Raw genomic sequence first — 15499 nt, forward strand, 5'->3', positions numbered from 1 at the left:
CAGCCTGTCCATTTTTGGTTCTGCCCATTTAAAGCACGCCATATACTTCCGATAAGCGCTTCATCATTTGGTGTGTGTTGAAACGCTCGCTGAATACACGATAGGATCCAGCCGACAAGGATTGCCAAATTTCCTTGTCGCCGAGAAGTTGGGCGATGAAATCATAAAGCGCTGGATCTCCCTTACCTTTGAACAGCAATCCATTGCTGCCATCCATTAAATCCGTATGGCCGATGACATCCGTCAGCAATAAAGGCAGTTTATAGGACATGGCTTCCACTGCCGCAAAAGGCAGCCCTTCGTAATGGGAAGTAGAGAGATACAGATCAGCATGCCGAAGAATCCGGTCTTTGTCGGCAGTAAAGCCGATAAACTTCACTTGCTCTTCCAAGCCGTATTTTCTCACACGCCCCCTCGCTTCCTCCAGGTGTTCTCCGCTTCCCGCCCATATAAACTGGATATCTCGTGAAATGCCCGCCACTTCCCTGGCAATGTCAATGAAATCGAACGGATTTTTCTGGTCGTCGACTCTTGCTAGGTTAACAACCGTAAAAATACCTTGCGTTTCTCGGCCCGGCATCCTATCCGGTGGCTTTACGCCATTTAAAATCACCACCGACTTATCCTGGTCGACCAGCTTTTCGCTGAGCGCTTCCCGCTCTTCACGCGGCGACACGTGAATCACCTGGTCCGCCACTTTATTGATGCGCTTCTCGATCAACTGCACAGCATATTTCTTCGCCCTTCCCATCTTCTTGAATGAATAATAGCCATGGGGAGTGTAAAGAAAAGAAAGCTTAGGATTGTAAAAGGAATAGACGTACATCAGCATGCCGGCGAATGTGCTGTTGGCATGGATGACATCGATGGCTTCGCTTCTGACGATTCCGTGAGTTGCCTTCACAGCTTTTATTAATTTCCAAGGCGATTTCCCGAAGGACAGATTATCTTCTATAAAATACCCTTCCCCTTGGCTTTCCCCGGAATCGAGGCGCACGGAACTGACCATCGCAAACACGCGCACCCTTGGGATGCCTTCGCTATTCTCCATAATGGTGTCGATATATGTCTTGACTCCGCCGCTATAAGATTCTCCGATCAACAACACCTTTTTCATGATCCCGCCCCTTCCGAAACCCGCTCAGTAAGCGCCTTTTCTATGCAGAACTTGCACAACGGTCTTGCACAGGATTTCAAGGTCTAGCAAGAGACATTGATGTTTCACATAATACAGCTCAATGTCCACCCGCTCCGGATAATGAACGTCACTCCTGCCGCAAACCTGCCAGTAACCGGTCATTCCCGGCTTTGCCGACAGCAGCAAATCTTTCTGTTCGCGATATTCGTCTAATTCCGCCTGGACCAGCGGACGCGGGCCCACAAGGCTCATGTCCCCTTTCAGCACATTAAGGAACTGGGGGAATTCATCCAAACTGGTCTTCCTGATGAACTTGCCGAAAGACGTGATCCTCGGATCTTCCTCTGCCGTGATCTTATAGCCATTGGCGACATATTTCTTGTACAAAAGTTCATCTTTTTTCAACATTTCCTCTGCATTGTTGACCATCGACCTGAATTTATAAATCGCAAAAGGTTCCCCGTTCCGGCCAATGCGCTTCTGTTTGAACAAAACCGCACCCTTATTCGGACCCACTACATAGAAGAATGAACAAAAGGCCATGATGAAAAGCATCAGGAAAATCCCAACCAATGCCCCTATGACATCAAGCGACCTTTTGATGAACAAATAGGCGACGCTCACTTCAGGAAAACTTGGGCTTGCGGCAGGCATATCCAAAAGCAACCTGCTTTCTTTTACTCTCATAGGACTCTCCTCCTTTTTACATTGGCCATAGGGCAAGCTGCCGAAAAGATTCAACAGCCGTTCAATTCCAACAAGAAAGGTCAATCAACCAGGACAGGGACTTCGCCGATTACCCAAAGATTGATGATTGTAATTCACCAAGGCCAAGAAGGAGAACCAAATAAAAACCATGACTTTTGTAAACAAAGTAAAGATTTTGTTAAATTTTCGTTAATCTTATCATGACTTTTAACCTAAGTCATCATTAATTTTTTTAATTTTTAAAAAATACACAATACTATAGTCACATTAATTTTTCTCATATAAGATTCAATTACAATATAATTTACAAATAAATAAATAACTGACATTCTACCTGCTTTTTATAACCTAAATGTTCCTCGACAGTTTTCCGCATTAAACTTCCTTATTGTTTAATTCATATAATTTCCACGCTCTCCTTCGCCCTAGTTTCCTTCCCGCTTTCTTCCTCTACAGCTTTAATTGCGTTAATTTTTTGGGTAAATGGATGCATAAACGGTCATTTTTATTGCTAGCCTGTTTAGTAAAGTTATATTCTAAAAATAAGAAAAACTTGGCTAATCCTAGGAATACCCAGGATTAACCAAGCTTTTTATTTTTATGCACCATTCAGCTGGAACTTCGCCATTATGAAAACCAATGTGTAAAATACCTTTTTAATTCAAAATAACCGCATAAAAATATTCATCCTTTTTACATTTCGATCCTTTTAGCGATGCTTTTTTCCTTCAACTATTTATACAAGCGATAAATTGCCGAAAACAGCTTTTCAGTTTCCGATTAAATTCGGCCTTTATGCCATATCCAAGCGCTCTCGATGATTTCCTCTAACCCGTAATCAGGTTTCCACCCAAGCAAACGGCCGATTTTACCGGAAGATGCAACCAAGATAGCGGGATCACCTTCTCTCCGTTCCCCGTACTCCACCCTTGCCGACTTGCCAGCCACTTTTTCGCAAACCCCGATAACTTCTTTTACTGAATGGCCTGTCCCATTCCCCAAATTGAATACTTCATTGCTTATGGAACCTTTCCGCAGAGCTTCATAAGCTAAAATATGAGCTTTCGCTAAGTCCGTCACATGGATATAATCACGGATGCAAGTGCCGTCCGGCGTATCGTAATCCGTCCCGAACACCGCTATGTTCTCCCGCTGCCCCAATAAGTGCTGAAGTATGATCGGGATCAAATGCGTCTCAGGATCGTGGCTTTCTCCAATTTCGCCGGACGCATGGGCCCCTGCAGCGTTGAAGTAGCGCAAAACGACATACTTGAACTGATGTGCCCGCGAAATATCAGCCAATATCTCTTCCACCATCCGTTTGGATCTTCCATAAGGATTGATGGGAGTGCTTGGCATTTCCTCCGTAATGATCTTTGAATCGGGAATTCCATATGTCGCAGCTGTGGAAGAAAAAATGAATTTATCCACGCCATGCTCAATCATTTTCTGTAATAGAACGATTGTGGCCCCTACGTTATTGCCGTAATATTTCAGTGGATCTCGGACCGATTCCCCAACCAAGCTATTGGCCGCAAAGTGAAATACCGCATCGATGGCATGTTCCGTAAAGATCTTATCCAAAATCGCCCCATCACCTAAATTCCCCTCTTCAAAAATCACTTCGCTATCCAATAAAAAAGAATTCCCTGTTGTTAAATTATCCAATACGACGACTTCATGATTCCCTATCAATTCTTTGACGGTATGGCTGCCGATATATCCAGCGCCACCGCAGACAAGTATTTTCATCCTTTCACCATCCTTCTTTGAATTTAAGGCCTTCCGTAGATTTACTTCAATAGGCTGTCTAAAATCAGGACCATGCACATTGAAAGTTTCAGTCGATTATTAAGAGCTTCTCTTACATTCAACTGAAGACCTCCTTGGCGACCAACTATTTTTATAAAAGCTGAAAGTTCATCGGCCATTTCGTTCCTTCTGTATTGCGCAAAATACCGCATAGCTCATTTCCGTATTATTGGGACGAAGACTGCACGCCCCGCCTTTTTTAGACCGCCACTTTCTCTCCACGTTAATGAATCATCCTCACACAAAACCAACGCCCCCTATTGCCAATACTGCTTGAAGTATCGGCAGAAAGATGAAGAAGATATGAAATTCGAAGCGCTGGAAATGTAGTTTTCAACGGCATATGTGACTGCGTAACACACAATTTAAAAAAGCATCCAGCTGCCATGAAGGCGGCTGGATGCTTTTTTCTGATGAATTGTGTCTGACACAGGGACAAGCAGAAAGCGAATTCCCAGTGCGAAAGTATTCTTCCTCCTTGAATTGTGTCTAACACAGGGACAGAAGAACGAACCAGCCCTACCCTTTCATCCGGTTCAAGCAGAACTCCAGGTCCAGCTGCAGATGCGCTTTCATGAGCCGCTCCGCTTCGTCTGCGTCATGAGCAGCGATAGCTTCGTAGATGTCTTGATGTTCGTCGATCAAGAGCGGACGTTTGTGGTAGACGACCGTCTTGCGGAACAGGTAGATGATCGACTGCATGCGTTCGAAGATGTCGATCATGACGGGGTTGTTCGTGGCGCCGACAATGATTTCGTGGAATTCCTTGTTCGCCGCCATGACTTGTTCCATCGTGCCGGTACGGCCGACTTCGACGCAGTTTCTAAGTTTGTCGAGATCGCCTTCGCCCATGTACATCGCACAGTGGCGCACGGCGAAGCCTTCGAGCAAGGTGCGCACTTGGAAGACGTCGCGCAAATCGCTGTCACTCGGGTTGACGACGCGTTTGTCTTTGATGAGCCCTTCTTGCTCGAGCTTGCGGATGGAATCGCGTACCGGCGTCCGGCTGATGCCCATCTCTTCGGCGAGCCGCTCCTCCACCAATTTCGTGCCGCGCTCGAGTTCACCGTTCAGGATCCGGTCCCGGATATATTCGTAAGCTTGGATATACGCAAGCTGTGTGGCTTTTTTGGTCATGCTAATCGACTCCTGGCTAATTTATTTCTCCTTACAAAGTATAAGTTCTATTGGAAAAATTTAAAAGCCACTATTTTTTTGTATACATTTTAAAATATTTTGTATACAAAATGAACAATAATGTGTACTATATTGATTAATACCAAAATGAAAGCGCTATTTTACATGGCAGCTTTGTGAATTTGAAGGGAGCAATCATCAATGAACAAAACCATAGGATTTATCGGGCTCGGCATTATGGGCAAGCCGATGTCATTGAATTTACTGAAAGCAGGCTACCAAGTGTCGGTCAATGACCTCAACACAGAGGCTGTCGACACACTTATCAGAGCCGGCGCACAATTCGCCACCCCTGCAGAAATGGGTGCAACCTGTGATGTCGTCATCACGATGCTTCCAGCGTCCCATCACGTGAAACAAGTCGTCCTCGACGACAACGGCATTTTGACGAACGCCACACCAGGAACGGTCATCATTGATATGAGCTCGATCTCCCCTGTCGCTTCGGTTGAAATTGCCAACGAAGCAGCGAAGCGAGGCGTCGACATGATTGATGCACCTGTTAGCGGCGGAGAGCCGAAAGCCATCGATGGCACCTTGGCGATTATGGCGGGCGGAAAAGAAAGCGTTTTCGAATCCGTCAAAGATGTCTTCGAATGCGTCGGCTCCGATATCGTCCTTGTCGGTGATAACGGCAGCGGCGTCACCGCTAAACTCGCGAACCAGATTATCGTCAACTTGAACATTGCGGCGATGTCCGAAGCGCTCGTACTTGCAGCGAAAGCCGGCATCGATGTGGAGAAAATGTATCAAGCGATCCGCGGCGGCTTAGCCGGCAGCGCAGTGCTCGATGCTAAAGTGCCGTTGATCCTCGACCGTAATTTCGTAGCAGGCGGACGCATCGACATTAATTTGAAAGACATGACGAACGTGATGGAGACCGCACACGAAATCGGCGTGCCGCTTCCGCTTTCGAGCCAACTAGTGGAGATTTTCCACGCCTTGAAAGTCGACGGCAAAGCAGCCGACGACCACGGCGGAATCGTCCAATACTATGAAAAGTTAGCGAATGTCGAAGTAAGGAAGGTGTAACGGATGGCTCATTCTGAAATTCTAAACGCACACGACGTGCTTGCTTCATTACCGGCAGTTCCGGACGCCGCAAAAGTAGACGCAATGCTTGAGCAAGAGCTGCTTGATTTCAATAAAAAAATCATCGTGCTCGACGACGATCCGACCGGCGTGCAAACCGTCCACAGCGTTTCAGTCTACACCGACTGGACAGCAGAAAGCATCGACGCTGGATTTAAGGAACAGCAGTCGATGTTCTTCATCCTCACCAATTCCAGAGGCTTTACGGCAGCGGAAACAAAACAAGCGCATGAAGACATCGCGCGCGTTATCCAAGAAACCGCCGCGAAGCACGATAAAGACTTCATCATCATCAGCCGCGGCGACTCGACCTTGCGCGGCCATTACCCACTCGAAACCGAAGTGCTGAAAAACACGGTCGAATCCGAATCCGATCGTTCATTCGACGGCGAAGTCATCATGCCGTTCTTCCAAGAAGGCGGCCGCTTGACCATCAATAACATCCATTACGTCCAGGACGGCGAGCAGTTGGTGCCGGCCGGTGAAACCGAATTCGCGAAAGACCGCACGTTCGGCTATACGGCATCGCATCTCGGCGAATGGGCAGAAGAAAAGTCAAATGGTGCCTTCAAAGCACAAGACGCGGTCTATCTGTCGCTCGAAGACATCCGCGCATTGCGCATCGATCATCTCGTCGACCAGCTGATGACTGTTACGGATTTCAATAAAGTGATCGTCAACGCCGTACAGTACGTAGATGCCAAAGTCGTCGTCATCGCCTTGATCCGCGCGATGAACGCCGGCAAGCAGTTTATGTTCCGCAGCGCAGCGGCCTTGACGAAAATCATCGGCGGCATCAGCGACAAAGCCTTGCTGACGAAAGAAGAACTGATCACTGAACCGAGCGACAACGGCGGGCTCATCATGATCGGCTCTCACGTGAAAAAGACCACCGAGCAATTCGAAGTATTGAAGACGTGCGATTTTATCGAATTTATCGAGTTCGACGTCCATCTCGTCTTGCACCCTGAACAATTCGAAGCGGAAATCAACCGCGTCATCGACACGAGCGAGCGCTTGATTTGTGAGGGCCAGACCGTCGCTGTCTACACGAAACGCGAACGGCTCGACCTCGGCGACAACCAGCAAGAAGAAGAATTGAAGCTCTCGGTGAAGATTTCGGATGCTGTGACGAGCATCGTCAAAAACCTCCACGTGCGCCCGAGCTTCATTATCGCAAAAGGCGGCATCACCTCAAGCGACATCGGCACCAATGGCCTAAGCGTCCAGCGCGCCACTGTCGCCGGCCAGATCCAACCGGGCATTCCGGTATGGCTGACGGGCAGCGAAAGCAAATTCCCAGGGATGGCTTACGTGATTTTTCCGGGCAATGTCGGCTCGAAAACTAGCTTGAAAGATGTAGCAGAAATCCTTCACGGATAAGGCGGGTGGCATTTGCCGCTTGCAATCCATGTAAGCGAATACAATAAAAGGCGGTGTGTGAATGTTTATCCAAACAAAAGAAATGTTACAAGCGGCACAAGCCGGACACTACGCGGTTGCGGCGTTCAATGTCTACAGCCTCGAAACTTTGCAGGCTGCAATCCAGTCAGCAGAACAAGAAAACCAGCCTGTCATCATCGCGCTCGGCGAACGTTATTTCGGAACTGTCGACGTCGAAGGCTTTGCGGCACTCACGAAAACTTTGGCGGAAAAAGCGTCCGTCCCGGTGTCCTTGCATCTCGACCACGCGTACGAAAAAGAATCCATCATCCGCGCGATTGCTTGCGGCTTCACGTCCGTCATGTACGACGGCTCGAAACATGAGCTCCCGCAAAACATCGCCTACACGAAAGAAATCGTCGAACTCGCACACCAGGCAGGCGTCAGCGTCGAAGCGGAAATCGGCTCCACTGCCCGCGGCGCGTTCTCCGATGAAGAAGAAGGCACCGGTGCCTTGACGGACCCCGCGTCCGCTAAAGAATTCGTCGACCAAACCGGCGTCGATTTCCTCGCAGCGTCGATCGGCACCGTCCACGGCATGTATACCGGCGAACCGGACATCAAGCTCGGGCTACTCGACGACATCCGCCAAGCGGTCGGCGTCCCGCTCGTGCTCCACGGCGGTTCCGGCACCCCGGACGACACGATGCAACAAGCGGTCGCCAAAGGCATTTGCAAAGTCAACGTAAATACGGAAGTGTCGCTCGCTGCGACAAAGTATTTGAAGCAAGCAGCCGATCAGCCGATGCATCTGTCCGATATGATGGCCGGCATGCAGCAAGCCATCACGCCGGTCATGGCGCGGTTTGTCCGTCTGTTGAAAAATCCGGATGCTTGATGGACCTTATTGCGAATAACAAGCTTTATTATTGAGGGAAATTTTTGCATTCATTAAAAAATTAAGGCATATCTAGCCAGCGCCACTGGCTTCTAAGCTATAAGCTGCCCCACCAAACTTTACCGATAAGGGAGATGTTCACATGGTTACAGGAAATTTGTTGATTGTGATTTTTGTTCTGTCGCTCGCCGCTTTGTTTTTTGCCATTCTTAAATTAAAAATCGAGCCCTTTCTCGCCTTGATTACCATCGCCGTGCTCACTGCGCTCGCAATCGGCATGCCGCTGCAAGACGTCGCATCGACCGTCACGACCGGCTTCGGCAACACGCTTGCAGGCGTCGGGATCCTCATCGGCCTTGGCGTCATCTTCGGCCAATTCCTCGGAGCGTCCGGCGCGGTCGAGAAAATCGCACAAGCCGTCTTGAAAGTGTTCGGCATCCAACGCTCGCCGGCAGGCCTCGCCTTGACCGGTACCGCCGTTTCGATTCCGGTATTCTTCGACGCTGCGTTCGTCATTTTGAGCGGCTTGATCCGTTCGCTTTCCAGCAAAACGGGCATTTCGGTCGTCAGCTTCGTCACGGCTCTCGGTGTCGGCTTGATCGTGTCGCACAATATGATCGCCCCGACACCCGGCCCGCTTGTCGTTGCGGAAAACACCGGCGCTGAACTTGGCCTGTTCATCATCTACGGCATCATCGTCGCCATTCCAGCGACATTGGTCGGCGGTTATCTTTACGGCATGTTCATCGGAAAACGCGTCAAGCATTCCGGCGAAATCGAGGAAATCATCGTGGAAAAAGAAGACTTGCCGAAAAAAGAAATCAGCACGGCCTTGAGTTTCTTCATGCTCGCATTGCCGATCGTCTTGATCTTGGCAAATACGGTGTCCCAACTTTTGGTGCCTGAAACTTCTGTTTCCAGCTTTTTTGGATTCGTCGGTGAGAAAAACGTTGCCCTCTTGATCAGTGTGTTCGCAGCGATTATCTTCTTGCGCCCTTATATTTCCATCCCGAACAACCGCTTGTATAGCGAAGCCATCAACTCTGCCGGGATTATCATACTGATCACAGGAGCTGGCGGTGCGTTCGGTGCCGTCATTAACAACAGCGGCATCGGCGACCATTTGATCTCCACGATGCAAAGCTGGAGCATTCCGGTACTCTTGCTCGCGTTCATCTTTTCACAGATCCTGCGCGCTTCACTCGGCTCGGCAACTGTCGCGCTCGTCACCACTTCGAGCATTCTCGGGCCAATGGTCACTGAACTCGGCGTCTCCCCGATCCTTTTGGGTCTTGCCATCTGTGCCGGCGGAATCGGCCTGTCCTTGCCCAACGACTCCGGCTTCTGGGTCGTCAACCGCTTCGGGAAACTCACTGTTCCCCAAACGCTTCTCGCCTGGACCGGTGGCGGTTTCATCGCCGGTGTCACCGCCTTGATTACCGTCTTTATCCTGAACTTGTTCTCAGGAATCTTGCCTGGGCTGTAAGGAATAAAACATATACAAAAAAGCCGCTTCCATTTTTGATGGAAGCGGCTTTTTTTTGTAAAGATATGGCTTGAAGCAATCGAATTGTGTTGAACACAGGGACAAGCGAGGGACAAGCGACAAGCAAAATCCCGGTGCGACAACATTCTGCCTCTGTGAATTGTGTCCAACACAGGGACAAAATCTACAACAACAAGTCCACTATCTCCTGGCGGTTCCGTTCGAAGCCGATGAAATGATGCGTCAGCTTCTTGCCGAACAATCCCTTTTTATAGAAGGCGAATACCGGCACGATCTTGGCGCCAGATATGTTCTTCATGTCTTGTTCGAGCGACGGGTCCGCGCCAACGTCTTTATGCTCGTACGGGATGTTATGCTCTGCCAGATAAGCTTTCGCGTCCTGGCAATCTGAGCAAGTCGGGCGCGTATAGAGCACCAATTCCGTTTTGTTATCCATTTCCATCAAACTCCTTTCATTTTCTACTATTATCCACTCAACTCACCCATCAAACCGCAGCTGGTTTGAAGTTTTTTAAGCGCAAGGCGTTGAGCAGTACCGATACGGAACTGAAGCTCATCGCCGCAGCCGCGATCATCGGGTTCAACAGCGGTCCGCCGAACAAGTACAGGATGCCCATCGCGATCGGGATGCCGAGTACGTTGTAGGCGAATGCCCAGAACAGGTTTTGCTTGATGTTTCTGATGGTTGATTTGCTCAATTGGATCGCGGTCGGCACGTCCATCAAATCGCTGCGCATCAAGACGATGTCAGCCGATTCCATGGCAACGTCCGTTCCTGAGCCGATCGCGATGCCGATATCGGCTTGTGCGAGCGCCGGAGCGTCGTTGATGCCGTCGCCGGCCATCGCCACTTTATTGCCTTGTGCCTGCAGTTTCTTCACTTCGTTCGCTTTTTCTTCCGGCAAGACTTCGCTCAATACTTCGTCGATGCCGACTTGCTTGGCGATTGCAGCGGCGGTCAATTTATTGTCGCCTGTCAGCATCACTACTTTGATTCCCATGTCCTGAAGCTTGCGGATCGCATGGACGCTCGATGGCTTCACCGTATCGGATACAGCGATGATGCCTGCAAATTCACCGTCCACAGCGACGAACATCGGCGTCTTCCCTTGATTCGCGATGCGGTCGGACGCTGCTGCAAATTCGACGAGCGCAATTCCGGAATCGTCCATCAGTTTGCGGTTGCCGAGACGGACTTCTGTTCCTTCAATGAACACTTCAATGCCGTGGCCAGGGATTGCGTTGAAACGCTCGACCGGTTTTAGCGCCAGTTGTCGCTGCTCCGCGCTTTTGACGATCGCTTCGCCGAGCGGATGTTCCGAACCTTTTTCAGCCGATGCGGCGAGGCTCAGCAATTCGTCTTCTGTCAAACCGTCTTGTGCAATCAACACATCGGTCACGGTCAATTTCCCCTCCGTGATCGTCCCGGTTTTATCGAAAACGATCGTATCGATGGCGTGCGTCGTCTCAAGTGCGCCACCGCTTTTAATCAAGACTCCGTGTTCTGCGCCTTTGCCGGTGCCGACCATAATGGCTGTCGGCGTCGCAAGCCCGAGCGCACAAGGGCACGCAATGACCAAGATGGAAATGGCGATCGTGAAGGCGAACAAGCCTGACTGCCCACCGATATACCAAGCCAAACCCGAAAGAATCGAGATGGCGATGACGATCGGCACGAAATAGCCGGAAATGATGTCGGCCATTTTGGCAATCGGCGCTTTGGATCCTTGTGCGTCTTCGACCAATTTGATGATCTGTGCCAACGCCGTGTCTTTGCCGACTTTGGTCGCTTCGTAGCGGATCGCGCCGTTCTTGTTGATGCTCGCCCCGATGACGCGGTCGCCGGCAGCTTTTTCGACCGGCATGCTTTCGCCCGTCAGCATTGATTCATCGATCGCAGTCGCACCTTCTATAACGACGCCGTCGACCGGCAGTTTCTCGCCGGGCTTGACGATGACGATATCGCCCGTTTCCACAGCGTCGACGGGAATTTCCGTCTCCACGCCACCACGCACGACGACCGCAGTCTTCGGTGCCATGCCCATCAATTTCTTGATCGCTTCGGACGTTTTTCCTTTCGACAGCGCTTCAAAATATTTTCCTAAAGTAATCAATGTCAAAATGACAGCGGCTGATTCATAATAAAGATTCGTCGTGTACCCTGTATTGCCCATCAAGACGAAAACGGTCGCGATGACGCTGTAAATGAAAGCCGCACTGGTTCCAAGCGCAATCAGCGAATCCATATTCGGATGGCCTTTGAATAAAGTTTTGAAACCGACCGTGAAGAAGTTTTTCCCGAAAACCATTACCGGTATGGTCAATACGAGCTGCACCAGCACGAAGTTCACCGGATTGAGTATCGGGTCGACCACTGCTGGCAGCGGCATGCCGATCATATGCCCCATCGAAATCAACAATAGCGGAATCGTCAATGCCCCGGACATCCAGAAGCGCCGCCACATCGAGTGGATGTGCTGCTGCTTTTTCTCGCGGCCCTGATCAGCAGTTGATTCGCCGTCGACATCTTCAACTGCTGTGTAACCAGCATCCGCAACTGCAGCTTTGATATCATTCACTGTGATTTGTTGCGGGTCAAAGCGGATGACCATTTTCTCAGTCGCCATATTGACGTTCGATTCTGCGACGCCGTCGAGCTTTCTCGTCGCTTTCTCGACCGATTGCACACAGGATGCACAGGTCATCCCTTCGATCGTGAAGGTTTTCGTTTCGGCAGGGGCCAGCGCTTTATAGCCGGCCTGTTCCACCGCTTCGTAAATCTCTTCTATTGAAACCGCTTGTTCATCAAAGCGGACTTTCAGTTTCTCGGTCGCGAGATTGACGCTCGCTTCTTCCACACCGGATAGTTTGCCGGCGGATTTCTCGACGGACTGTGCGCACGAGGCACACGTCATCCCTTCGATCGTCAATAATTTCTCCATTGCGTTTCACCTCTCTATTTTAAAATCAATGCGTGCTGCACTTGCACTGGCCCGGCACGCAATTGCATGCCACTTCATCGACCGCGTGTTTCTTTTTGTCATTGAGTACTTGCTGAATTAATTCAACATCCTGATGGCTAAGTGGCGCCTCTGACAGCATATCCGCGATCGTCTTGCCCGCCTGCTTATGGCAGATCTGATCGAACAGCCGGTGCGCCGCCGTTTTCACGCTATCCTCTTCACTGATCGCAGCCGAATAAATGTATTTATTGCCTTCCGGCTCCGCGAGCAAAAAGCCCTTCTTCACCAAGCGGCCAATAAACGTCTTGGCCGTCGCCGGCTTCCACTCCTTTTTCGCCTCCAGCACATCGATGATATCTTTACTCGTCGCCTCGCCAAGCGTCCAAACCACGCGCATGATCTCCCGCTCTGACGTGGTCATCTCCACTTTCTCTTCAACTGCCATTTTGCATGCCTCCATTTCGTTTACGTTTGTAATCGATTGACCTTAGTTTACAACTGTAATCGTTTTTAGTCAACCCATCTAGCTCGGTTCCTGCTCGGTTCCCTGTGTTGCGCACAATTCGACGGGCGCATCCCTTGGTGTATAGGCATTTCGCTGTTGGATTGTCCCTGTGTTAGACACAATTCTGCAAGCACAAAAAAACGCCCCCAGCTGTCGCCGGAGACGGTCTCTCTTACTTCAAAAACTTCGAACCTTCTAAATTCAATGCATCTGCCACAGGGCAATAATAGGTTATGCCTTCCCCGACTTTCTGCGCGCCGGCAAATGCCACGCCGAGCTGTACAGCGGACGTGCCTTCGCGCGCCATTTTCGCCGTCGCATACGCAAGCAGTGTCAAGCCGCCGGCGATGCGGAACATCGAGTTATACGTGCCGATATTTTTCTTCACGGTAGCGCCTCCTCTTGAGATTATAATCAGTTTAAAAATTCCCTATATTCATATGTCTAAACAAATCTCTTCACTGGGGCTCCCTGTGCTCCGTACAATTTGACGGGCGAAATCCTTGGTATATCGGCATTTCAGTGGCCGTCTGTCCCTGTGTTACACACAATTTCACAGAAACCTTCGTGCCACACAAAATTCTATATACTATTTTTCACCCGTCGATTATACTAAACGTGAATATATCCTCTATAGAAAGAAGGGATTTTTATAAGCATTTTCTCCATTTCCTCTTACACAGATTCAGCGCCCCACGAAAGCTCTTCAACCACCACTTTTAATTCTCCTCCACAAGAAAACAGTTACCTAACTCCATTTGTCAACGTCCCCCAATCGGGCGGTGGCCTCACATGACGAGAAGACGCAATTTCAACCCGGATTCCTATTATCACGTCATTATGCGCGGCAATAACCGGCAGTCCATTTTCAACACAAAAGAAGATATGCTTGAATTGAAGCGGGCATTCTTGCATGTCCATCAGCATTATCCATTCACGATTCTCGCTTGGTGCTTCATGTCCAACCACTATCATATTTTAATTAAACCGGAGCAAGATTCGCTCAGCAAAATCATGAGCTTGGTGAATCGCCGCTATAGCCATTCTTATAGCAAGCGTTACGGGCATCTCGGGCGCATCTACCAAAAGCGATATTTCGCCAAGGAAGTCGCTTCGCCGTATGGCTTATTGGTCGTCAGCAGCTATATCCATCGCAACCCCATCCAAACATCCACGCCTATGGTCAAGCGCCTGGCCCACTATCCGTATAGCTCGTTTCCGTACTATTGGAACGAGGATCGGCAAGCTCCGCCGTTTTTGGACCGCTCCATCCTATCCACGTTAATGCCCGAGCCTTTCGCACAAACCAACGCCGCCTATTGCTTGTACTGCCTGAAATACAAGCAACAAGTGGACGAAGACAAGCATGTGGAGGAACTTGCCCCGCCGGAAATGTAGTTTACGGCTGCAGGTGTTCGTCAAAGTCGCTATGTGCCATAAAAATGATAAAAGCCTCCATCCGTCTTTTGGGCGGATGGAGGCTTCTTGTTTTCTATTGAATTGTGTGCAACACAGGGACAGCCGCGAAGCGAAATACTTCTATACCAGGAATTCCGTCCCGTGAATTGTGTGCAACACAGGGACATCTAATCACTCACCGTAATCGTCCGCTTTTTCAACGCACGGATCCAGAAACCGCCGTAGATCGTTTTCGCATCATAAGCAACGATGAACGCGTGGGGATCCAACTCTTTCACGATGCGGTAAAGCTCAGGCTCCTGTTTTTTCGGCATCAGGATCTGCAGTGAACTGCGCTTCCCTTCGTAGCCGTTTGTCTCCCAATCCGTAACGCCATATCCTTTATCGCGCAATTGAATGGCCAGCCGCCCGCTGCTGTCCTGCGAAATGACATTCGCTGTCACATAGCCGAGGCTTAATTTGTCTTCGATTTTCGAACCGACGATGATGCCGGCCGCAAAACCAAGCGCGTACGCCAATAAATTTTGTACATTCGCTAAATTGTCCAAGACCAGACCAAGTCCCAAAATATTGATGATGACTTCGAGAATCGACAAGCCGGCCGCTGAATATTGATAACCCTTTACCATCAAAATCATGCGGATCGTCGACAAAGTGACAAAACTTAAACTGATACTGAAAATGATCAGCACCAATAATAAGGGATGTATTTCCACTAAATCTTCTCTCCTTCCCACATGCGAACGCTTTCGCATGCGTTTAAAGCTTAATGACTTTTTCCCGATACGCATTGCAGTAAACACATGTGTCTCTTTTTGATTCGATGGGCATAAGTACTGTCTGGGCAAGGGCTGAAAATGAGTTTTTCCCATACAAA

General features: G+C 49.5%; 14 protein-coding genes. 5 read left to right on the forward strand and 9 right to left on the reverse strand.

The features are described from left to right. Nucleotides 1–28: 28 nt before the first annotated feature. From DFR62_RS03580 to DFR62_RS03595, 4 genes are all read right to left on the reverse strand, one after another. The gene (locus DFR62_RS03580; RefSeq protein ID WP_121298093.1) at nucleotides 29–1117 is read right to left on the reverse strand and encodes a glycosyltransferase; all 1089 of its coding nucleotides are present in this window, start codon (nucleotides 1115–1117) and stop codon (nucleotides 29–31) included. A 24-nt stretch (nucleotides 1118–1141) separates the two neighbouring features. Then, complete coding sequence (locus DFR62_RS03585; RefSeq protein ID WP_175578538.1) at nucleotides 1142–1792, reverse strand: sugar transferase; 651 nt, start codon at nucleotides 1790–1792, stop codon at nucleotides 1142–1144. Nucleotides 1793–2626: 834 nt separating this feature from the next. Then, complete coding sequence (gene galE / locus DFR62_RS03590) at nucleotides 2627–3598, reverse strand: UDP-glucose 4-epimerase GalE (protein ID WP_121298095.1); 972 nt, start codon at nucleotides 3596–3598, stop codon at nucleotides 2627–2629. 579 nt (nucleotides 3599–4177) lie between these two features. Further along, nucleotides 4178–4795, reverse strand: coding sequence for a GntR family transcriptional regulator (locus tag DFR62_RS03595; protein ID WP_121298096.1), 618 nt, complete (start codon nucleotides 4793–4795; stop codon nucleotides 4178–4180). 201 nt (nucleotides 4796–4996) lie between these two features. Between DFR62_RS03595 and garR the strand changes: the two genes are divergently transcribed. The 4 genes from garR to DFR62_RS03615 all read left to right on the forward strand — a co-directional run bounded on the left by garR (nucleotide 4997) and on the right by DFR62_RS03615 (nucleotide 9714). Beyond that, complete coding sequence (gene garR, locus DFR62_RS03600; RefSeq protein WP_121298097.1) at nucleotides 4997–5887, forward strand: 2-hydroxy-3-oxopropionate reductase; 891 nt, start codon at nucleotides 4997–4999, stop codon at nucleotides 5885–5887. A 3-nt stretch (nucleotides 5888–5890) separates the two neighbouring features. Further along, the gene (locus DFR62_RS03605; RefSeq protein WP_121298098.1) at nucleotides 5891–7330 is read left to right on the forward strand and encodes a four-carbon acid sugar kinase family protein; all 1440 of its coding nucleotides are present in this window, start codon (nucleotides 5891–5893) and stop codon (nucleotides 7328–7330) included. A gap of 61 nt (nucleotides 7331–7391) precedes the next feature. After that, on the forward strand, nucleotides 7392–8228 hold the full coding sequence (locus DFR62_RS03610) for a class II fructose-bisphosphate aldolase (protein ID WP_121298099.1): 837 nt from the start codon (nucleotides 7392–7394) through the stop codon (nucleotides 8226–8228). A 142-nt stretch (nucleotides 8229–8370) separates the two neighbouring features. Further along, entirely contained in the window at nucleotides 8371–9714 is a 1344-nt protein-coding gene (locus DFR62_RS03615; RefSeq protein ID WP_121298100.1) for a GntP family permease, read from the forward strand. Between the two features lie 184 nt (nucleotides 9715–9898). On the opposite strand, the gene DFR62_RS03620 is transcribed toward DFR62_RS03615, so the two are convergent. The 4 genes from DFR62_RS03620 to DFR62_RS03635 form a co-directional block, all read right to left on the reverse strand. Further along, complete coding sequence (locus DFR62_RS03620) at nucleotides 9899–10171, reverse strand: glutaredoxin family protein (RefSeq protein WP_121298101.1); 273 nt, start codon at nucleotides 10169–10171, stop codon at nucleotides 9899–9901. A gap of 49 nt (nucleotides 10172–10220) precedes the next feature. Continuing rightward, nucleotides 10221–12677 carry a heavy metal translocating P-type ATPase gene (locus DFR62_RS03625; RefSeq protein ID WP_121298102.1) on the reverse strand — a complete coding sequence of 819 codons (2457 nt, stop codon included), beginning with the start codon at nucleotides 12675–12677 and terminating at the stop codon, nucleotides 10221–10223. Between the two features lie 25 nt (nucleotides 12678–12702). Further along, nucleotides 12703–13143, reverse strand: a complete 441-nt coding sequence (locus DFR62_RS03630) for a CopY/TcrY family copper transport repressor (protein ID WP_121298103.1) — start codon at nucleotides 13141–13143, stop codon at nucleotides 12703–12705. 232 nt (nucleotides 13144–13375) lie between these two features. Beyond that, complete coding sequence (locus DFR62_RS03635) at nucleotides 13376–13591, reverse strand: YgaP family membrane protein (protein ID WP_241663150.1); 216 nt, start codon at nucleotides 13589–13591, stop codon at nucleotides 13376–13378. 404 nt (nucleotides 13592–13995) lie between these two features. Here DFR62_RS03635 and DFR62_RS03640 point away from each other — a divergent pair, with 404 nt between their 5' ends. After that, nucleotides 13996–14601, forward strand: coding sequence for a transposase (locus tag DFR62_RS03640; protein WP_121298104.1), 606 nt, complete (start codon nucleotides 13996–13998; stop codon nucleotides 14599–14601). Between the two features lie 188 nt (nucleotides 14602–14789). Here DFR62_RS03640 and DFR62_RS03645 read toward each other — a convergent pair whose 3' ends face one another. Beyond that, nucleotides 14790–15338: a DUF2179 domain-containing protein gene (locus tag DFR62_RS03645; RefSeq protein ID WP_241663151.1), complete on the reverse strand. Its 549-nt coding sequence runs from the start codon at nucleotides 15336–15338 to the stop codon at nucleotides 14790–14792. Between the last annotated feature and the right edge of the window lie 161 nt (nucleotides 15339–15499).

This window comes from Planococcus citreus, assembly GCF_003664125.1.
Taxonomy (GTDB): domain Bacteria; phylum Bacillota; class Bacilli; order Bacillales_A; family Planococcaceae; genus Planococcus; species Planococcus citreus.